The following is a 17702-nucleotide window of genomic DNA, read 5'->3' on the forward strand; positions in this document are numbered from 1 at the left end:
TTCATGACGGTCAATACCGATACACGTTTTGTCGCGGGCGCGATGGTGGTGGTCGGGCTGCTTCTGGGCGGATGCGCCACCACGGCGCCGCTGACGGGGCCGGTTCTGGACATGCCCGAGGTCTACGGCCGCGATGTCTCGGAGGCGGCCCAGGTCCAGCCCGACTGGTGGCGGACCTTTGAGTCTCCGTTGCTGGAATCCCTGGTGCTGGCGGCCCTGGAATACAGTCCCGACCTGGCCATTGCCCGGGAACGGGTGGTGCAGGCGGAACTGCAACTGCGCAGCACCGGTGCCTCCCTGTTCCCGTCGGTGGATTTGTCCGGCGGCAGCACCTTCCGCGAGACGCGGACGGATGGGGGCGATACCGCCACCAGCCGTTCCAGCAGTCTGTCCCTGGGTGTGGGTTACGAGGTGGACCTGTGGGGTCGGCTGAGTGCCGGCGTGGACGCCGCCCAGGCCGGTCTGCAGGCCACCCGCCATGACCAGGAGGCCGTGCGCCTGAGCCTGGTGGCCGGGGTGGCCAGCGGCTATTTCCAGTGGCTGTCCCTGAACGAGCGGCTGCGCATCGGCCGCCGGAACCTGGAAACCGCCGAGCGCCTGCTGGACATCGTGGAATCCCGTCACCGCCATGGGGTGGCCACGGCCCTGGACGTGAGTCGCCAGCGCACCGCCGTGCTCAGCCAGCAGGCAGCCCTGGTACCCCTGGAAGTGCAGGCTCGGCAGGCCCTGGCGGCGCTGGCGGTACTCAGTGGCCGGGCACCCCAGGGGTTCGAGGTGGAACCCGAGTCCATCCAGGGATTGTCGGTCCCCGAGGTGGGACCGGGGCTACCCTCGGAACTGCTGGTCCGGCGCCCGGATATCGCCGCCGCGGAGGCGCAGTTGCTGGCCAACGACGCCAACCTGCAGGTTGCCCGGGCGGCCCTGCTGCCCAGCATCCGCCTCACCGGCTCCGGTGGACTGGCCAGTACGGCGCTGTTTTCCCTTGCCGATCCCACCCAGAGCCTGAGCCTGGGGGCCAGCCTGGCCCAGGTGGTGTTCGACGGCGGCCGCCTGCGGGCCCAGGTGGGCAGCGCCGAATCCCGGCGCCGGGAGGGGTTGGAGAGCTATCGGCGCACCGTGCTCACCGCCCTTCGGGAGGTGGAGGACGCCCTGGGGGACGTGGCCCGTCATGGGGAGCAGGAGCGGGTGCAGGAGGCCACCATTGAGGAGGCCGAGCGCAGCCTGAGGCTGGCGGAGTTGCGCTATCGGGAAGGGGCGGGGGATTTCACCAGCGTGCTGGATGCCCAGCGCACCCTATTCCAGGCCCAGGAGCAGGCGGTCCAGCTGCGTCTGTCCCGCCTGGTGGCCGCCGTGGATCTGTACAAGGCCCTGGGTGGAGGTTGGCAAGGCCCCAGGATTGACGGTCGGGATTGATCCGCTAGCGCTACCGTATGGGCACGGCAGGACAACGGGCGATGGAAACCGTGGCGGCCTTGCGCTCGCCGTCGCGGTGAACCCGTTTTTCCAGCAGCAGGTGCTTCGGATCCCGTGTCCCGGCCGCGAGCAGGGCAGCCGCCTCGGCCACGGCCGGTGTGCCCATCACCTGCCTGACACGCTCGGAAGGATTGGGGACGGGCACCCGGGACAGGGCTTCGGCGGAAAATGCCTGAATGTCCCAGCCATGGTGGCGCGCCGTGAGGACGATGGCCGGTTCGTCCCGGCGTTGCGCGATGGTGGCCAGGCCGCCGACCGCATCCGGTGCAAGGCCCACCTTGCGCAGCGCCCGGAGTACCGCGGTCATCATGACATCGGGGTGGAGGCCCGGGGTGCAGCCCACGCCCACAAACACTTTTTCCATCAAAAAAGACCCATGTTGACACGGGGTTCGGGATATCCTGCCCCTGCTCTTGTTCTGCAAGACCAGAGGCGCTACTTTAGCAGACCGCTGTCTTTATGCCGTATCCCGACGGGCAGAGGAATCGATCCCCTCCATGACTTCAGGAAAAACACCCGGTGATTCCCGCCCGGATCTGCAGACTGATTTCGGATATCGCATTCTCAGGCTGCTTGAGGGGCATGGCCTGGGTCCCTCTCCCATCCATTACTGGATCTTTCACGATTATCTTCAGGCCGCCAACGAAGAGCTGGTAAAGGCGGTTAGCGAACAGCTCAGTGCGGGCAGGAAGCTGGACTCCTTTGTCCTGCATGGCTTGTTCGAGCGTTACGTGGCCGGTGAGAGCCTGTCTCGCTTCAGCGGCATGGGGGATGAGCTGGAAGCATTGCTGAGGGGGGTCATCAGTCTGCTCCGAAACGCCGAGCGCAATACGGCGGATTTTCATGAAAGCCTGACGGACAATCTGCAGGCCCTGGATCAGGCGGATCACCCCGAAGGCCTGAAGGCTATCGCCCAGCGTCTGGCGGCCGCGGTGGTCACGGCCAGTTCCGACAATCGGGCTCTGCAGAAAAATCTTGAAGAGGCCGAGCTGGAGGCCAGGCATCTTCGCCATGAACTGGAAAAGCACCGCAAGGAATCCATCACCGATCCTCTTACTGGATTGTTCAATCGTCGGGGCATGGAGACGGAGATGGCCCGTGTCCTCATGGCTGCGGATGAGCTCTGCAATACCATGCTGGTCATGGATATCGACCATTTCAAATCCATCAATGATCGTTATGGACATGCGGTCGGTGACGTGGTGATTCGCAAGGTGGCTGCTTCCCTGCGTCGCGTTCTTCCCGCCGACGCGGTGCTGGTGCGTTTCGGCGGCGAGGAATTCGTCGCCCTGCTGTCGGGGTATTCCGTGCAGGAGGCCGTTGGCCTTGCCGAGCAGGCGCGGGAGGTGGTGGAACGCCTCAGGCTGGTGAACCGGCAGGATGATACGGTAGTGGAAGGCTTCACCATTTCCGCGGGCGTGGCACCGGCATCGGAAAGTGATACGGTGGAAACCCTGTTCGCCCGGGCAGACAAGGCCCTTTACCAGGCCAAGCACACGGGACGTAACCGGGTAGTGGTGGCCTCGGGTTGAAAATACGGCCCTAATCCGATCGCCGGGGGCGACGTAGCAGGTAGGTATCCATGATCCAGCCCTTGGCGGCCCGGCCTGCCTGGCGTGCCTGTTCGATCCGCGGTGTGACGGTTTTCGCCGGACCCGAGATCAGGATCTCGTCCTCGGTTCCCAGATAGGCCCCCCAGAAGATCTCCATGTCTTCCTCCATCACTTTGCGATAGCTCAGATCCCCGTCGAGCATCACCAGGACTGCGTCCAGGTCTTCGGGGAAGCCCTTGGCGAGTTGCCGACCCGTGGTGACGTGCACCGGTTCACCGATACGATTGAGGGGGACGCGGTGGCCCGCCGCCAGGGCTTGCACGCTGGTGATGCCGGGGATGACCCGGTAGTCCAGCGCCAGATTGCCCCGAGCCTGAATGATCTCCATGAGCCGCATGGCGCTGTCATAGAGGGCAGGATCACCCCATAGCAGCAGGGCGCCGCACTGACCTTCCTCCAGTTCGTTCCGGATGGCCTGCTCCAGCAGGACTGCCCTGGCATCGTGCCACGCTTCCACCACCGAGGCGTATCTCCCCCGGCGCTGATCCCGCACCGGATCCTGCAGGGTGACGAAACGCCATGGGCGGTCGGTGGCGAACTGCTCGCAGATCTGCCGGCGGAAGCGGGTCAACTCCGCCGTTTCAGCCCGTTTGTCCAGGACAAAGAAGACATCCACCCGGTTGATGGCCTTGATGGCCTGCAGGGTCAGATAGTCCGGGTCGCCGGCACCAATGCCGATCAGCAGGAATTCTCTCATGGGGGTCATGGTCAGGTCGGGGAGGGCAGTGTAGCAGGAAGTCTTTCGGTACGGTTTTCGTCTATCTCGCTATAAATAAATAGCGTCCGGCAATATAGTGTTAATAAGATAGATTATCGTTCAAGTTTGCATTTTTTATTGCTACACTGCGTCCCGACCACTGCCATGGCGGTCATGTTTTCGAACCGGCGAAGGCACGTCGCCGTCATCTCCCGCTTTTGCGGGAATGGCGACTTCGGCGTGCATTGTGACGACGTTATCTTGAAATGGGGGAATTTCATGAAGAGTGAAATCATCGTGCGGGGCGGGCAAAACAAGCTGGCCCGCGGTGTGGCGCTGGCACTGGGGGGTGCCCTGGCCGTGACCGTGACGAGTGCTCAGGCACAGATGCCCGAATTGACCTGGTCCGGTCTGCTGGAGATCGAGGCGAACTGGGCCGAGGATTACGAGGGCGGTTCCGGAAGCGATCTGAATCTAGCGACCGTGGAACTGGGTCTGGAGGCCCGCTTCAACGAACTCCTGTCCGCCCGCGTCCTGCTGCTCTACGAAGATGACGGCGAAGACTCCGAGGTGGAGGTGGACGAGGCCGTGATCTCCCTGGGGCTGCCGGCCATGCCGGGCGCTTACCTGGAGGTCGGGCGCCAATACGTGCCGTTTGGCCGCTTCGAGACCGCCCTGGTGTCCGACCCGCTGGCCCTGGAACTGGCGGAAACCCGCGAGACCGCCGCCCTGCTGGGCTGGGAGAGCGATCAGTTCTACGGGGCCGCCTGGGTGTTCAGCGGCGATACCCGTGACAATCTGAACGGCGTGGGTCTGAACCTGGGCATGCTGTTCGATGCCGGCCCCGTGGAAATGGATCTGGGTGTGGCCTACACCAGCACCCTCGGGGATTCCGACACCCTGCAGGAAGTGGACGCGGTGGTCGAAGGCAAACGGGTGGGCGGCTACAACGCCTATGTCACCGCCGTCCATGGCCCCTTCACCCTGGCCGCCGAGTACGTGGTGGCGGAAAAGCGTTTTGACGCCGGGCAGCTTGAATTCAACGGCAAGGGCGCCCGTCCCAGCGTCTGGGGTGTGGAGCTGGCCTGGGAGCTGGACGGCCTGCAGCGTCCGGTGACCCTGGCGGCCGCCGCCCAGGGCAGCAGCGAGGCATTCATTGAGGATGCGGCGCTGGAACTGCCGCGCTACCGTTATCTGGCCGGTGTGTCCGTCGCCCTGATGGGTCAGCTGTCCCTGTCCTTCGAATACAGCCATGACCGGGATTACCGCGAGCGCCATGGCGGTACCGGCGACTCCGCCAATGCCTTCGTGGTGCAACTGGCGGCAGAGTTCTAAGCCGGCGGCAGGCGTCTGCCTGCGTCCGTTTCATCCATTTCAACCGATGAGTTTTTGGAGCAGATCATGAAAAAGACCCTCCTCACTGTCGCCCTGGCCGCCGGCCTGGGCCTGGCTTCCGGCAGTGTCATGGCCGATCGCGTCGAGCACTTCAAGGGCGTGCCTTCGGAAACCCTGGAGCAGGCGGTCAAGAATTTCAGTGAATACAACGCCAAGCTGGAGGCCGTGCTGGCCGGCGAGCTGACCTTTGAGAAGGTGGCCGAGATCCACGAGCTGACCTATACCCTGGAAGTGGCGCTGGAAAAGATCAGTGAAGAGCTGGAAGAGCTGGCCGAGACCCTGGAAGAGCTGCACGTGGCCTCCGAGGAGAACGACTTCGGCCTGGTGAAGGCCAAGGGCGAGGAGTATCTGTCCGTGGCTCGCAAGGTCATCAAGTAAGTCTTGTGGTGCCGCCGTCATTCCCGCGCAGGCGGGAATCCAGTCTGGCAACGCCTCCCTGGACTCCCGCTTTCGCGGGAGTGACGGTGGGATACCCGGTCATCCCCCAACTTTCAACGTGTCCGGAAGGACATGTGACAGGCCACGCAGGTGGCCGTGAGTTCGTGCAGGGCCTTCAAGGCCTCCTGCAGATCCCCCTGTTCAGCCACCTTGGCGAATTCGCTGGCGGATTCATGCATGGCAAACCCCATCTGCCGCATGCCGTCGGGCATGAATCGTCCCGGTCCTCCCAGGCCCCGTGTGGCGGCGGCATGCTTGCCCATGGTGCTGATGCCCATGGTGTTCTCCGCCATTTCCCCCGCCTGTGCCAGCTCTCCCCGAGCCAGCAGTTCAAGGATGCGCTGATAGGCGATCAGGTGTTCCTGCATTTCCTCCCGGAGCAGTTCCCTTTGCAGTGTGGGCATTTCCACCAGGTGTCTGTGGTCCGGGGGTGGTTCCGGCGCCTGCGCCAGGGTCAGCGCGGGGATGGACAGCAGGATGAAGGCAAGAAAAGGGCGGGACATGATGTTTACCGTGGGAATGATCCTTGTCCACACACTACCCCTTGCCATGCCGCGGTGCAAGAAAGGCGAACGGCGGCCACCCCGGCAATGCCCGGGGTGGCCTCGCATGGCCTCAGCAACGGCAGAGGGGGTCTTCCACCTGCTTGCGCTTGTCGGCACCGGCCAGCATTTCGATCAGGGCGAGGGCAAACTCCATGGCGGTACCCGGACCCCGGGAAGTGGCCACGTTGCCGTCCACCTCCACCGGCTGCCCGGTGAGTCGGGTATCGGTAAGCTCCATGCCTTCCAGGACGGTGGGGTAGGCGGTCGCCCGGCGATCCGCCAGCAGCCCGGCCTTGGCCAGCACCTTGGGCGCGGCGCAGATGGCTCCGACATAGCGTCCTTCATCATGGAGCTTGCGCAGCAGCGCGTGGATGCGGGGATCATCGTTGAGATGGTCCGAGCCGGGCAGGCCGCCGGGCAGCACCATCAGGTCATATGACTCGTGCCGGGCCTGTTCCAGTTCCGTGTCCGGCATCAGTACGATGCCGTGCGCGCCGGTGACGGGGCCGGGTTCCAGACCGGCGGTGACCACTTCGAAGTCGGCCCGGCGCAGCAGGTCGATCAGGGTGACGGCTTCAAGTTCCTCGCAGCCGTTGGCGAGGGGGATAAGGATGCGTGCCATTGGCGAACTTCCTCCTTCTGCTTGAGATATTCACTCACCGATAACAGACGTATGCCCCGGGATGCCAGGGTGGGGAGCATGTCTTCCAGCACCTGCAGGGTGGCCGGATAAGGGTGGCCGATGGCCAGGGCATGTCCCTGGGTCCGTGCCAGCCGGATCAGGTGCTCCATCTGCATGCGGACGAATTCCGCGTCATGGGGGCGGGAGTCCAGGAAGACATCCCGCTGGGTGGCGTTCAGGCGTACCCACTCGGCCACATGGCGCCCCAGGGTCTCCACATGGGTGCGACTGTCCACATAGTACAGAGCGGGGTCGTGGGCCCGCAGTTCCGACATCACCCAGGCCAGGTGATGATATTCCCGGGAGAGGCGGCTGCCCATGTGATTGTTCGCGCCCCGGACATGGGGCACCGAATCCAGGGCGCGGCGAACGCGCAGACGGGTTTCCTCCTCATCCAGGTGATGGAAGATCGCACCGGGACCCGGGTCGTTGCCGTTGTCCGCCTCCATGGGCAGGTGCAGCATCACTTCCTTGCCCCGCTGGTGAGCCAGATCGGCCGATGCCGCGGAGAAGCGGAGATGGGGCAGCACGGCGCAGGTGACGGCGCCCGGAAGGCTGGTGGTGCGGCGAGCCTCCCGCAGGTCATTGCCCAGGTCATCGATGATGATGGCAATGAAGGGCAGGCGTTCACCGGCCCACAGGGGGCCGGTGAACAGACACAGGCACAGTGCCAGGGCGCTCAGGCCCGGGGTTCGCACGGGGTCTGGCCTTACCGGCGAGCCTGGAGGATATCCAGGCCCTTGAGCAGGTTCAGGGCCTCGTAGAGCTGGAAGTCCCGCTGGGCCAGCGGTTCCTTGTCATCGCCGTCCGTTGTACTGGTCTCGGTGGCACCCTCGCGGCCCTGAAGGTGACGGTTGAGCTGGGCCTCGGTGATGGGGCGAACATCCGGGGTTTCCGCCCGGGCCACGGTGACCGGTTCGAGCTTGATGTCCGGCTCGATGCCTTCCGCCTGGATGGAGCGGCCCGAGGGCGTGTAGTAACGGGCGGTGGTCAGCTTGAGGGCCTTGCCCTGATTCAGGGGCAGGATGGTCTGCACCGAGCCCTTGCCGAAGGTGGGGGTGCCCATGATGATGCCGCGCTGGTGGTCCTGCAGGGCGCCGGCGACGATCTCCGAGGCGGAGGCGGAGCCCTGGTTCACCAGCACCACCAGGGGGGCGCCCTTGAGCACGTCGCCCGGCGAGGCGGTATAGCGGAACTGGGCATCGCTGACCCGGCCTTCGGTATAGACGATCAGGCCCTCGGTGAGGAAGGCGTCGGACACGCCCACGGCCCCGTTGAGCACGCCGCCGGGGTTGTTGCGAAGATCCAGCACCAGACCCCTGAGTCCGCCGCTTTCCCGCTGCAGTTTACGGACCTCTTCCACCAGATTCTGAGCGGTCTTGGACTGGAAGGTGGTGATGCGCAGATAGCCGAAGCCCGGTTCCAGCATCTCGCTGCGCACGCTGCGCACGCGAATGGTGTCCCGGGTCAGGGTGACTTCGAAGGGACGATCCACCCCTTCGCGGACCACCGTGAGGGTGATCTTGCTGCCGCGGGGGCCGCGCATCCTGTTGACGGCCTCGTTCAGGGTCATGCCCTTCACCGGGTTGTCATCCAGGCGGATGATCAGGTCGCCGGCCTGGATACCGGCCCGGCTGGCGGGAGTGTCGTCGATGGGGGAGATGACCTTGACGAAGCCATCTTCCATGCCCACCTCCAGGCCCAGGCCGCCGAACTCGCCGCTGGTGCCGATCTGGAGTTCCGAGAACTCGCTGGGGGTGAGATAGGACGAGTGAGGGTCCAGTCCGGAGAGCATGCCGCGAATGGCATTCTCCAGGAGCTTGGAGTCCTCGACTTCTTCCACATAGTTGCGCTTGATGCGCATGTAGACATCGGTGAAGGCGCGCAGGTCTTCCAGCGGCAGGGCGTCAGCCTCGTGCTGCCGGCGATCCGCCATGACGCCGAAGGAGATGCTCAGTGCAACGCCCAGGATCAGGCCCATCAACAGGCCGGCGCCGACGCGGGTTTGGGTACTCATAGCCTTGAACTCCAAATGATGCTCTCCGACTTTGGCGGGAGATTGAGGGCTTGATCGATGCGGATCAGGTGGTCCGGATGGCCCCTATGGTGCGCTTGTTAGCGAGAGCCTACCACTGGGAGCTTAGAGTCGCACCATTGGGAGGGGTTCACCGGGTTGCCTTTGTGACGAATCTCGAAATACAGGCCCGTCCGTTCACTGCCGCCGCTGTCGCCCACCCGGGCAATCAGGTCGCCGGCCTGCACCCAGTCCCCCGGGGACTTGTAGAGCGCCTGGTTATGTCCGTAGAGGGTCATGTAACCACCGCCGTGGTCGACGATCAGCAGCATGCCGAAACCTCGCATCCAGTCGGCGAAGGCGACCCGGCCGTGGTGAATGGCCTTGACCGGTTCGCCCTCGCGGGCACCGATGACCAGGCCCTGCCAGCGGCGTCCGGTGCCGCTGTCCCGGGTGCTGCCGAAACGGTGGATGATCTCGCCCTGGACGGGAAACGGCAGTGTGCCCCGGCGGTCGGCAAAGGCCTGGTTCGGCAGGGCGTCGTCGGGGATGTCGCTCAGGACCCGGTCCAGGGTCTTGAGAAGCTCTTCAAGGCTCTCCTGGTCCGTCTGCAGGCGGGAGAGTGACGTGCCCGCCTGGGCGATTTCCCGGCGCAGTTTTTCCAGTACCTGGCCCCGCTCCCGGCGTTGCCGTTCCAGCTGCTCCTGGTGGGCCAGCAGGGTGCGGCGTTGTTCGGTCTGCTGCAGGCGGGTCAGGTCCAGCTGGTGGCGGGTCTCGTTCAGCGCCGCCAGGGCCTGGGTGGCGGCTTCGATGCGGGCGTGTCTGGCCAGGTTGTAGTGCTCGTAATAGATCAGCATGCGGCCGACCCGGGCCGGGTCTTCCTGGTTGAGCAGCAGTTTCAGATGGTCCTGCCGACCGGTCTGGTAGGCGCTGCGAAGCTGGGTGGCCAGGGCGGTGCGATGGGTCTCCAGTCTGGCCATCTCGTCCCGTTGCCGGCGCTCCAGCTCCCGTAGACGGGTCTCCGTGGTCTTGAGGGCCGCTTCGCTGGTGGCCAGATCCCGGGCGGTCCGGCCCATGGCGCGTTCCGTTTCCCGTAGCTGCGCCTCCAGTCGACCCTGTTCGCCCCGAGCCGCCTCGATACGTCCCCGGACCTGCTGGATCTGCCGTTGCACCTGCTCCAGGCGCCGCACGGCCTCTTCCCGTTCCGTGCCGGCCGGGAGTGGGGCGGGGAGGCCCAACAGGGGAATGAGCAGGGCCATCACAAGAAGACGCGACCGGGGTATCATGGGTGGCGGGTACGCAAAGTCGTTGAAATATTTTTGATAAAGATCATAATCGAATCATCCAATACTAATATATCGGCCCCGAACCCATGCCAAGGTGGCGCTCCATTGAGCCCCAAGCCCCCATGAACACAGTATCCGACATGATTCCTGATCTCCTGAACAAGGAAGAAGACATCAAGCGTGCCTCCCGCTCCCTCAAGGCCATGGCCCATCCCCTGCGCCTGAAGATCCTCTGTGTCCTGGGCGACAGGGAGGTGAGCGTGCAGGAAATCGTCGATCATGTGGGGACTTCCCAGAGCAATATATCCCAGCACCTGGCCATCCTGCGCGACAAGGGCATCCTGGCTTCCCGCAAGGATGCCAATCGGGTCTACTACCGGGTCAGTGATGCCAGAACCCTGCGCCTGATCGGCATGATGCAGGACGTGTTCTGCCGCTCCCTTTAGGGCTTCCGGTGCCCGGGCGGGTCCGGTCGACTTGCCCGCGGGGGCGCATGGCTTCAGAATGCGCCCTTCCCAATGATTCACGAGTCTTGAGCGATCCATGGACCAATACCTGGAGTTTATTGCCAATCACCCCCTCCTGTTCGGTCTGCTGGCGGCCGTCATTGGTGCCATCGGTTATACCGAATATGCCCGCCTGACGAGAAAGTACAAGGTGCTCGGGCCGGCTGACGTGGTCCGGATCATGAACCAGGATCAGACCGTGGTGGTGGATGTCCGTGAGGAGGCCGAGGCCCGCAAGACCGGCAAGATCAGCGGTGCCCGTCACATTCCCCTGACCAAGTTCAAGGATCGTGTCAGCGAGATCGGCAAGTTCAAGGACAAGACCATCATTGTCTACTGCCAGACCGGTGCCCGTTCCGGCCAGGCCTGCAACACCCTGGTCAAGAGCGGTTTCGAAAACGTGGTCAATCTCCAGGGCGGCATCCTGGCTTGGGAGTCCGCCAGTCTGCCCCTGAGCAAGAAATAAGGCGATTCCCGTGGCGGCCTCGTCCTCTTCCCCGGGTATTGCGGTAGTGATTTACGGCACCGGATCGTGCGCCTTCTGCATGCTGGCCCGGCGGTTGCTCAAGGGCAAGGGTGTCAGCTTCGAGGAGATCCGGGTGGACAAGGATCCGGTTCAGCGCGAGGTGATGGAGCGGCGCTCGGGACGGGAGACGGTGCCCCAGGTGTTTGCCGGCGATCGGCATCTGGGAGGGTATACGGATCTGGTGGCGCTGGATCGGGAGGGTGAACTGGACGCCCTGCTGGGGCTGGAGGAGGGGCGCGGGCTTTAGCGGTTGCCCTGTCGCTGTCCCGTCATTTGCAGCCCTCGCACCGCCCCCCTATCATTGTCCGCCTGACCCAATCGTACCCAACCAGTCACCGGAGTCATCATGACGGAAAATCAGGCACCGAAACCCAGCGCCGACGGCGCCGCCCAGGGACAGCCGCAGCAGGAGTTCGGGCTGCAGAAGATCTACGTGAAGGACATCTCCTTCGAGTCCCCCAACTCCCCCGCCGTCTTCACCCGCGAGTGGAAGCCGGAGACCCAGGTGCAGCTGAATTCCCAGGCCCGCCCCCTGGACGAGAACGGACTCTTCGAGGTGGAGCTGACGGTGACCGTGACCACCAAGTCCCAGGACAAGTCGGCCTATCTGGTGGAAGTGAAGCAGGCCGGTGCCTTCGTGCTGCGGGGCATCCCCCAGGATCAGATGGGGCCGTTGCTGGCGGCTTACTGCCCCAACCTGCTGTTCCCCTTCGCCCGCGAAGCGATCTCCGATCTGGTCACCCGCGGTGGCTTCCCGCAAATGCTGCTGGCCCCGGTCAATTTCGATGCCCTCTATGCGCAGAAACTGCGAAACGAGCAGCAGGCGGCCCAGGGCGGTGATGCCGGCGCCGCGCCGACTCCCTTGAACTGAGCTTCCGCCTCCATGCGCGACGTGCGTCATGTGGCGGTGCTGGGCGCCGGTTCCTGGGGGACGGCGCTGGCCATTCATCTTGCCCGCAAGGGGCTGAAGGTCGGTCTGTGGGGCCGTGACGGCGGCCGGATGGCGGAGATGCGGGCCGCCGGTCGCAATGTCCGCTATCTGCCGGATGCCCCGTTTCCCGTAACCCTCACCCCCGTGGATGATCTCGATGCCCTGGTGTCCACGGCCGACCGGGTGCTGCTGGCCGTGCCCAGCAGCGGCTTTCAGGACATCCTGCACCGTATCGCTCCGCAGCTTTCGGGGCGCGGGCTGGTGTGGGCCACCAAGGGCCTGGACCTGGAAACCACCCGCTGGCTCCATGAACTGGTGCTGGAGGCATTGCCCGGCGACGTGCACTGGGGGGTGGCTTCCGGTCCTTCCTTTGCTTCCGAGCTGGGACGGGGTCTGCCCACCGCGCTGACTCTGGCATCGCCGGACCCGATCTTTGCCGAGGATGCCCGTGCCTGGCTGGCGGGCGGCACCCTGCGGGTGTACACCAGCGACGACGTGGTGGGGGTGCAGCTTGGCGGCGCCTTCAAGAACGTGCTGGCCATTGCCGCCGGGGTGTCCGATGGCCTGGGTTTCGGCGCCAATGCCCGCGCGGCGCTGATCACCCGGGGGCTGGCGGAGCTGATGCGTCTGGGGGCCGCCGCCGGTGCCCGCAACGAGACCCTGATGGGTCTGTCGGGCCTGGGTGATCTGGTGCTCACCTGTACCGACAATCAGTCCCGCAACCGTCGCCTCGGTCTGGCCCTGGGCCAGGGGCAGGGGATGGACGAGGCGGTGGCCGCCATCGGTCAGGCGGTGGAGGGAGTACGCACGGCCCGGGTGGCGGTGGCCAAGGCGGCGGCCCTGGAGGTGGATATGCCCATCTGCCGGCAGGTGTACCGTGTCCTCTATGAGGGGCTGGCGCCGACGGCGGCGGTGGAAGCGTTGCTGAGCCGGGACCCCAAGCCGGAGTTCTGAGCTGTTCAGTCCACGGCGGCACCGGGGTAGCCCAGCTGCCGCCAGGCCTCCATCACCACCACGGCCACCGAGTTGGATAGGTTGAGGCTGCGGCTTCCCGGCACCATGGGGATGCGCAGGCGTTGCTCCCCGGGCAGGTGCTCCAGCACCGCATCCGGCAGGCCCCGGGTTTCGGGGCCGAACAGGAAGGCATCCCCCGGTTGGAACGCCACCTCGCTGTAAATCCGGCTACCCCGGGTGGACAGGGCGAACATCCGTCGCGGCTGTACGGCTTCCGAGAAGGCCCTCAGGCTGTCATACTCCGTCACCGGAGCCAGATCCCGATAATCCAGCCCTGCGCGCCGCAGGCGCGCGTCATCCAGCGTGAACCCCAGCGGGTGGATCAGGTGCAGCCGGCAGCCGCTATTGGCCGCCAGGCGCATGACGTTGCCCGTGTTGGGCGGTATCTCCGGTTGATACAGGACGATGTGAAACATGCCAGTCGACACTTCCCCTAAACAGGCCCTTGCGATCGATTTCTGCGGGCTTTCCATGGCCTCCCCCCTAGTGCTGCTCTCGGGCTGCGTGGGGTTCGGCGAGGAGTATACCCGTGTGGCGGGTTTCTCCAATCGCCATGTGGGCGCCATCTGCCTCAAGGGCACCACGGGTCAGGCCCGTCCGGGCAACGCCCCTCATCGGGTTTACGAGACCCCTGGCGGCATGCTCAACGCCATCGGCCTGCAGAATCCCGGGGTGAACTTCGTGGTGGACGAGATCCTGCCCGGTCTGGACTATGACGAGACCCGCTTCATCGCCAATGTCTCCGGTTCCACCATCGAGGAATACATCGAGGTCACCCGCCGTTTTGACGATTCCCCGGTGGATGCCATCGAGATCAACATCTCCTGCCCCAACGTGAAGGAAGGCGGGGTGGCCTTCGGCAATGATCCGGATATGTCCGCCCGGGTGGTGGAGGCCTGCCGCAAGGCCACCGGCAAGCCGCTGATCACCAAGCTGTCCCCCAACCAGACGGACATCGCCGCCAACGCCCGCCGCTGCATCGAGGCCGGTACCGATGCCTTCTCCGCCATCAACACCCTGATGGGCATGGCCATCGATGCCGAGCGTCGCCGTACCGTGATCGGCAACAATCAGGGCGGCCTGTCCGGCCCGGCCATCAAGCCAGTGGCCCTGCTGCGGGTGCATCAGGTCTATCAGGTGGCCAGGCCCCACGGGGTGCCCATCATCGGTCAGGGCGGGGTGGCCAGTGCCACGGATGCCATCGAGTTCCTGCTGGCGGGTGCCACCGCGGTCGGGGTGGGAACGGGGCTGTTCTATGATCCGCTGCTGTGCCAGAAGATCAACCAGGGCATTCAGGATTACCTGAAACGCCATGGACTTGGCCATGTGTCGGAGCTGACCGGGGCCCTGCAGCTGAACTGAGGGGCTTCAGGCCCCCAGGTCCTCACCCTCGTCCATGTTCAGTTCATTGATCTTGCGGGTGAGGGTGTTGCGCCCCCAGCCCAGCAGTTTGGCGGCATCCTGCCGCCGTCCGCCGGTCTTTTTCAGGGCTGCCCGGATCATGATTCGTTCGAAGGCGGGCGTGGCCCGGTCCAGCAGGGAGGCATTGCCCCGGGCCAGCTCCTGTTCCGCCCATTGGGCCAGCTCTTCTTCCCAGCCGCCACCGTGGGCGTTGCCTGAGCGCTCGTGCAGTTCCGACGGTAGATCGTTGACGTGGATTTCCCGTCCCGAGGCCATGACCGTGAGCCAGCGGCACAGGTTTTCCAGTTGGCGCACGTTGCCGGGCCAGTCCAGGGCGGTCAGGTAGTCCAGCACCTCGGGCAGCGGCACCTTGCGTTCCACGTTCAGCTCGGCCGCCGCAGTGCCCAGAAAGTGATTCAGTAGCAGGGGGATGTCCTGGCGCCGTTCCCGCAGGGCCGGGACGTGAATGCGGATCACGTTCAGCCGATGGAACAGGTCTTCCCGGAACAGGCCCTCCTGGACCCGGCTTTCCAGGTTCTGGTGAGTGGCGGCGATGATGCGCACATCCACCTTCACCGGCATGTGCCCGCCGACCCGGTAGAACTCGCCGTCCGCCAATACCCGCAGCAACCGGGTCTGCAGTTCCGCCGGCATGTCGCCGATCTCGTCCAGGAACAGGGTGCCGCCGTCCGCCTGCTCGAAGCGTCCGCGCCGGGCACTCTGGGCGCCGGTGAAGGCGCCCTTCTCGTGACCGAACAGTTCCGATTCCAGCAGATCCTTGGGGATGGCGGCGGTGTTCAGGGCAATGAAGGGCATGTGCGCCCGGGGGCTGTGGCGGTGCAGGGCATGGGCCACCAGTTCCTTGCCGGTGCCGGATTCGCCGTTGATGAGGACGGTGATGTTGGAGCGCGACAACCGGCCGATGGCGCGGAACACCTCCTGCATGGCCGGTGCCTCGCCGATGATCTCCGGGGTCTTGCTGTTGCCGGAGGGTTCCTCCCGGCCCCGCTCCCGCCGGGCCTGGCAGGCCCGCTTCACCAGCGAGACCGCGTCGTCCACGTCGAAGGGCTTGGGCAGGTATTCGAAGGCGCCCCCCTGGTACGCGGAGACCGCGCTTTCCAGGTCCGAGTGGGCGGTCATGATGATCACCGGCAGCTCGGGGTGTTCCCGTTGCAGCCGGCTGAGCAGTTCCAGGCCGTCCATGCCCGGCATGCGGATGTCCGTCACCAGGGCATCCGGCACGTCATGCTCGAAGCATTCCAGGGCCTCGGCGGCGCAGGTGAAGGAGGTGACCTCGATACCGGCCTTGTTCATGGCCCGTTCCAGCACCCAGCGGATGGATCGGTCGTCATCAATGACCCAGATATGTTCACGTCTAGTCATCTATAAGCTCCACGGGGATCAGCAGCGAGAACACCGTCTGCCCCGGACGGGAAGTACACTCGATCAGGCCGCCCATCTGATTGATCAGGGACTGGGCGATAGAGAGCCCCAGCCCCGTGCCGCCGGCGCGACCCGAGACCATGGGAAAGAAGATGCGCTCGCGGATGTCGTCACCGATGCCCGGCCCGTCGTCGATCACCTGGATCAGGGCCACCAGCTTGTGGCGGATCTGACCGATGGTGTACTGGCGTCGTACCCGGGTCCGCAGGCGGATTTCCCCGCTGTCGCCGAGGGCCTGAACCGCGTTGCGCACGATGTTGAGCACCGACTGGATCAGCATGTCCTGATCGGCGTTGACGTCGGGGATGCTGGGGTCGTAATCGGTGCGGATGCGAATCTCTTCCGGCGCCTCCACGCTGACCAGGCTGCGGACATGCTCCAGGACCCGGTGGATGTTCAGGGGGCGGCAGTGGGGCAGGCTGTTGGGCCCCAGCATCCGGTTGACCAGGTTCTGCAGGCGGTCCGCTTCGCCGATGATGATCCGGGTGTACTCCCGCAGATCCGGGTCCGGCAGTTCCCGTTCCAGGAGTTGGGCCGCGCCGCGCAGCCCCCCGAGGGGATTCTTGATCTCGTGGGCGAGGCCGCGGACCAGGGCCCGGGTGGCGGACTGCTGATTGAGCAGCTGCTCTTCCCGGGTGATGCGCAGTTGCCGGTCAACCTGGATCAGTTCCACCAGCAGTTGTCTGGCGTGTCCCGGTTCGGAAATGGGGGAGGCGGTCAGGTCCACCGTGACCTCCCGGGCGAAATGAAGGGCCAGCAGCCGCTCCCGCTCCGTGAACGGATGCCCGGTGTCGAGGGATTGCCGCAGGCTGGCGATGAAGGTCTCGTCCTCCCGGAACAGGCCCTGAATCGGCAGGCCATGGATCCGGTTCAGGCTCATCTCCATCAGCATTTCCGCCGCCGGATTCATGTAGACCAGGCGCAACTGGTCGTCCGCTACCAGCACGGCGGTGGTCAGGGTCTCCAGCAGTTGTCGATGCAGGTTGTGATCAGGCGGCATACGGGTTCTCTTTAGCAAGAAACGAACCAGAATCATGCCGCGCACGGGAATCGTGCAATCATCCCGCAAAGTGGTCACGGGACGACGCTTTCGGGGTCTCGCCGGAGCGGTGGCGCGGCCTGTTCCGGCGCCTCTGGAGCATAGCATGCACCATGATGGTGCGGGGCGGTTCCGCGCCGGTGACGCGGCGGGTCAGGGCCGCGGTCGGGATTGCTGCTGCACGGTGGTGCGCAGGAGGTGGAAGGTGGTGGTGTCCGAGCGGATCAGGGTGTTGCCATCGTCATCCACGACCTCCGCCTGGATCGTGTGAGTTCCGGGCGTGACTTCGTCCAGGATGGCTTGGGCGGCCTGGGTGGTCACGGCGGTATCGCCGTTGAGGCGGATCCGGAAGCGGTGCCCCAGATCCGTTTTGAGGGCTGGACTCAGGTTCAGGGCGACGTCGACCTGCCCCAGGTTGGTGCGTACCACCCCGTCCCGTTCCGGGCGGTTGATGGCCAGTTGCTGATAGGCATCTCCTGGTTCCTCCGTTGCGGAAGGGGGTGGCTGTTGCAGGATGTCCCGAGCCTCGGGCAGGCCGGGCAGGGTGGCGGGCCGGTCCACCCGGATCGGCCGTGCATCGACTCCGTCCGGTGGCGTGTCACCGAAGGCAGGGCGCCCCTGCTCGTCGGTCCATTGGTAGATCTGGGCCTGGGCGGGCACGGTGAGCAGCAGCATCAGCATCAGCAGCAGGGGCATGGC

General features: G+C 65.0%; 21 protein-coding genes. 10 read left to right on the top strand and 11 right to left on the bottom strand.

Annotated elements, in window-relative coordinates:
- The first annotated feature begins 3 nt into the window (after nucleotides 1–3).
- Nucleotides 4–1413 carry an efflux transporter outer membrane subunit gene (locus tag ECTPHS_RS01265; RefSeq protein WP_008930858.1) on the top strand — a complete coding sequence of 470 codons (1410 nt, stop codon included), beginning with the start codon at nucleotides 4–6 and terminating at the stop codon, nucleotides 1411–1413.
- Nucleotides 1414–1423: 10 nt separating this feature from the next.
- Here ECTPHS_RS01265 and ECTPHS_RS01270 read toward each other — a convergent pair whose 3' ends face one another.
- A complete protein-coding gene (locus tag ECTPHS_RS01270) occupies nucleotides 1424–1837 on the bottom strand; it encodes a cobalamin biosynthesis protein (protein ID WP_008930859.1) in 414 nt (137 codons plus the stop codon).
- Nucleotides 1838–1970: 133 nt separating this feature from the next.
- On the opposite strand from ECTPHS_RS01270, the gene ECTPHS_RS01275 reads away from it, so the two are divergent.
- On the top strand, nucleotides 1971–3005 hold the full coding sequence (locus ECTPHS_RS01275) for a diguanylate cyclase (RefSeq protein WP_008930860.1): 1035 nt from the start codon (nucleotides 1971–1973) through the stop codon (nucleotides 3003–3005).
- Between the two features lie 10 nt (nucleotides 3006–3015).
- Here the strand turns inward: ECTPHS_RS01275 and cobF are convergent, their stop codons facing one another.
- Nucleotides 3016–3792, bottom strand: coding sequence for a precorrin-6A synthase (deacetylating) (gene cobF, locus ECTPHS_RS01280; protein ID WP_238616486.1), 777 nt, complete (start codon nucleotides 3790–3792; stop codon nucleotides 3016–3018).
- Between the two features lie 270 nt (nucleotides 3793–4062).
- Here cobF and ECTPHS_RS01285 point away from each other — a divergent pair, with 270 nt between their 5' ends.
- Both ECTPHS_RS01285 and ECTPHS_RS01290 read left to right on the top strand, forming a co-directional pair.
- Nucleotides 4063–5118: an LbtU family siderophore porin gene (locus tag ECTPHS_RS01285; protein ID WP_008930862.1), complete on the top strand. Its 1056-nt coding sequence runs from the start codon at nucleotides 4063–4065 to the stop codon at nucleotides 5116–5118.
- 66 nt (nucleotides 5119–5184) lie between these two features.
- On the top strand, nucleotides 5185–5556 hold the full coding sequence (locus ECTPHS_RS01290) for a DUF6746 family protein (protein WP_040404739.1): 372 nt from the start codon (nucleotides 5185–5187) through the stop codon (nucleotides 5554–5556).
- A 113-nt stretch (nucleotides 5557–5669) separates the two neighbouring features.
- On the opposite strand, the gene ECTPHS_RS01295 is transcribed toward ECTPHS_RS01290, so the two are convergent.
- From ECTPHS_RS01295 to ECTPHS_RS01315, 5 genes are all read right to left on the bottom strand, one after another.
- Nucleotides 5670–6119, bottom strand: a complete 450-nt coding sequence (locus ECTPHS_RS01295; RefSeq protein WP_008930864.1) for a cytochrome c — start codon at nucleotides 6117–6119, stop codon at nucleotides 5670–5672.
- Nucleotides 6120–6231: 112 nt separating this feature from the next.
- A complete protein-coding gene (locus ECTPHS_RS01300; protein ID WP_008930865.1) occupies nucleotides 6232–6783 on the bottom strand; it encodes a DJ-1 family glyoxalase III in 552 nt (183 codons plus the stop codon).
- The gene (locus ECTPHS_RS01305) at nucleotides 6723–7541 is read right to left on the bottom strand and encodes a divergent polysaccharide deacetylase family protein (protein ID WP_008930866.1); all 819 of its coding nucleotides are present in this window, start codon (nucleotides 7539–7541) and stop codon (nucleotides 6723–6725) included. The genes ECTPHS_RS01300 and ECTPHS_RS01305 overlap by 61 nt, the downstream gene beginning before the upstream one ends.
- A gap of 11 nt (nucleotides 7542–7552) precedes the next feature.
- On the bottom strand, nucleotides 7553–8860 hold the full coding sequence (locus ECTPHS_RS01310; RefSeq protein WP_008930867.1) for a S41 family peptidase: 1308 nt from the start codon (nucleotides 8858–8860) through the stop codon (nucleotides 7553–7555).
- A 98-nt stretch (nucleotides 8861–8958) separates the two neighbouring features.
- Nucleotides 8959–10116 carry a murein hydrolase activator EnvC gene (locus ECTPHS_RS01315; protein WP_141565218.1) on the bottom strand — a complete coding sequence of 386 codons (1158 nt, stop codon included), beginning with the start codon at nucleotides 10114–10116 and terminating at the stop codon, nucleotides 8959–8961.
- Nucleotides 10117–10283: 167 nt separating this feature from the next.
- Between ECTPHS_RS01315 and ECTPHS_RS01320 the strand changes: the two genes are divergently transcribed.
- The 5 genes from ECTPHS_RS01320 (at nucleotide 10284) to ECTPHS_RS01340 (ending at nucleotide 13060) form a co-directional block, all read left to right on the top strand.
- Entirely contained in the window at nucleotides 10284–10589 is a 306-nt protein-coding gene (locus ECTPHS_RS01320; RefSeq protein ID WP_008930869.1) for a helix-turn-helix transcriptional regulator, read from the top strand.
- Nucleotides 10590–10686: 97 nt separating this feature from the next.
- Entirely contained in the window at nucleotides 10687–11115 is a 429-nt protein-coding gene (locus ECTPHS_RS01325) for a rhodanese-like domain-containing protein (protein ID WP_008930870.1), read from the top strand.
- Between the two features lie 10 nt (nucleotides 11116–11125).
- The gene (grxC, locus tag ECTPHS_RS01330) at nucleotides 11126–11422 is read left to right on the top strand and encodes a glutaredoxin 3 (RefSeq protein WP_238616477.1); all 297 of its coding nucleotides are present in this window, start codon (nucleotides 11126–11128) and stop codon (nucleotides 11420–11422) included.
- A 99-nt stretch (nucleotides 11423–11521) separates the two neighbouring features.
- Nucleotides 11522–12046, top strand: coding sequence for a protein-export chaperone SecB (gene secB / locus ECTPHS_RS01335; protein WP_008930872.1), 525 nt, complete (start codon nucleotides 11522–11524; stop codon nucleotides 12044–12046).
- A 12-nt stretch (nucleotides 12047–12058) separates the two neighbouring features.
- The gene (locus ECTPHS_RS01340) at nucleotides 12059–13060 is read left to right on the top strand and encodes an NAD(P)H-dependent glycerol-3-phosphate dehydrogenase (RefSeq protein ID WP_008930873.1); all 1002 of its coding nucleotides are present in this window, start codon (nucleotides 12059–12061) and stop codon (nucleotides 13058–13060) included.
- Between the two features lie 5 nt (nucleotides 13061–13065).
- On the opposite strand, the gene ECTPHS_RS01345 is transcribed toward ECTPHS_RS01340, so the two are convergent.
- On the bottom strand, nucleotides 13066–13536 hold the full coding sequence (locus ECTPHS_RS01345; RefSeq protein WP_008930874.1) for a tRNA (cytidine(34)-2'-O)-methyltransferase: 471 nt from the start codon (nucleotides 13534–13536) through the stop codon (nucleotides 13066–13068).
- On the opposite strand from ECTPHS_RS01345, the gene ECTPHS_RS01350 reads away from it, so the two are divergent.
- Nucleotides 13535–14482: a dihydroorotate dehydrogenase gene (locus tag ECTPHS_RS01350; RefSeq protein WP_040404698.1), complete on the top strand. Its 948-nt coding sequence runs from the start codon at nucleotides 13535–13537 to the stop codon at nucleotides 14480–14482. The two genes, ECTPHS_RS01345 and ECTPHS_RS01350, sit on opposite strands and share 2 nt — an antisense overlap.
- 6 nt (nucleotides 14483–14488) lie before the next feature.
- Here the strand turns inward: ECTPHS_RS01350 and ntrC are convergent, their stop codons facing one another.
- The 3 genes from ntrC to ECTPHS_RS01365 all read right to left on the bottom strand — a co-directional run bounded on the left by ntrC (nucleotide 14489) and on the right by ECTPHS_RS01365 (nucleotide 17699).
- On the bottom strand, nucleotides 14489–15904 hold the full coding sequence (gene ntrC, locus ECTPHS_RS01355) for a nitrogen regulation protein NR(I) (RefSeq protein ID WP_008930876.1): 1416 nt from the start codon (nucleotides 15902–15904) through the stop codon (nucleotides 14489–14491).
- A complete protein-coding gene (glnL, locus tag ECTPHS_RS01360) occupies nucleotides 15897–16964 on the bottom strand; it encodes a nitrogen regulation protein NR(II) (RefSeq protein ID WP_008930877.1) in 1068 nt (355 codons plus the stop codon). The genes ntrC and glnL overlap by 8 nt, the downstream gene beginning before the upstream one ends.
- Nucleotides 16965–17156: 192 nt before the next feature.
- Entirely contained in the window at nucleotides 17157–17699 is a 543-nt protein-coding gene (locus ECTPHS_RS01365; protein WP_008930878.1) for a DUF4124 domain-containing protein, read from the bottom strand.
- Nucleotides 17700–17702: the final 3 nt, after the last annotated feature.

Source organism: Ectothiorhodospira sp. PHS-1, assembly GCF_000225005.1.
GTDB lineage: Bacteria > Pseudomonadota > Gammaproteobacteria > Ectothiorhodospirales > Ectothiorhodospiraceae > Ectothiorhodospira.

Excerpts from the sequence above, each read along its gene's own strand:
- ECTPHS_RS01340 (WP_008930873.1), top strand. The coding sequence starts at position 12,059 with ATGCGCGACGTGCGTCATGTGGCGGTGCTGGGCGCCGGTTCCTGGGGG.
- glnL (WP_008930877.1), bottom strand. The coding sequence starts at position 16,964 with ATGCCGCCTGATCACAACCTGCATCGACAACTGCTGGAGACCCTGACC.
- ECTPHS_RS01315 (WP_141565218.1), bottom strand. The coding sequence starts at position 10,116 with ATGGCCCTGCTCATTCCCCTGTTGGGCCTCCCCGCCCCACTCCCGGCC.
- cobF (WP_238616486.1), bottom strand. The coding sequence starts at position 3,792 with ATGACCCCCATGAGAGAATTCCTGCTGATCGGCATTGGTGCCGGCGAC.
- ECTPHS_RS01285 (WP_008930862.1), top strand. The coding sequence starts at position 4,063 with ATGAAGAGTGAAATCATCGTGCGGGGCGGGCAAAACAAGCTGGCCCGC.
- ECTPHS_RS01290 (WP_040404739.1), top strand. The coding sequence starts at position 5,185 with ATGAAAAAGACCCTCCTCACTGTCGCCCTGGCCGCCGGCCTGGGCCTG.
- ECTPHS_RS01320 (WP_008930869.1), top strand. The coding sequence starts at position 10,284 with ATGATTCCTGATCTCCTGAACAAGGAAGAAGACATCAAGCGTGCCTCC.
- ECTPHS_RS01270 (WP_008930859.1), bottom strand. The coding sequence starts at position 1,837 with ATGGAAAAAGTGTTTGTGGGCGTGGGCTGCACCCCGGGCCTCCACCCC.
- ECTPHS_RS01300 (WP_008930865.1), bottom strand. The coding sequence starts at position 6,783 with ATGGCACGCATCCTTATCCCCCTCGCCAACGGCTGCGAGGAACTTGAA.
- ECTPHS_RS01265 (WP_008930858.1), top strand. The coding sequence starts at position 4 with ATGACGGTCAATACCGATACACGTTTTGTCGCGGGCGCGATGGTGGTG.
- ECTPHS_RS01275 (WP_008930860.1), top strand. The coding sequence starts at position 1,971 with ATGACTTCAGGAAAAACACCCGGTGATTCCCGCCCGGATCTGCAGACT.
- ECTPHS_RS01325 (WP_008930870.1), top strand. The coding sequence starts at position 10,687 with ATGGACCAATACCTGGAGTTTATTGCCAATCACCCCCTCCTGTTCGGT.
- ECTPHS_RS01350 (WP_040404698.1), top strand. The coding sequence starts at position 13,535 with ATGCCAGTCGACACTTCCCCTAAACAGGCCCTTGCGATCGATTTCTGC.
- ntrC (WP_008930876.1), bottom strand. The coding sequence starts at position 15,904 with ATGACTAGACGTGAACATATCTGGGTCATTGATGACGACCGATCCATC.
- secB (WP_008930872.1), top strand. The coding sequence starts at position 11,522 with ATGACGGAAAATCAGGCACCGAAACCCAGCGCCGACGGCGCCGCCCAG.
- ECTPHS_RS01365 (WP_008930878.1), bottom strand. The coding sequence starts at position 17,699 with ATGCCCCTGCTGCTGATGCTGATGCTGCTGCTCACCGTGCCCGCCCAG.
- ECTPHS_RS01345 (WP_008930874.1), bottom strand. The coding sequence starts at position 13,536 with ATGTTTCACATCGTCCTGTATCAACCGGAGATACCGCCCAACACGGGC.
- ECTPHS_RS01310 (WP_008930867.1), bottom strand. The coding sequence starts at position 8,860 with ATGAGTACCCAAACCCGCGTCGGCGCCGGCCTGTTGATGGGCCTGATC.
- ECTPHS_RS01295 (WP_008930864.1), bottom strand. The coding sequence starts at position 6,119 with ATGTCCCGCCCTTTTCTTGCCTTCATCCTGCTGTCCATCCCCGCGCTG.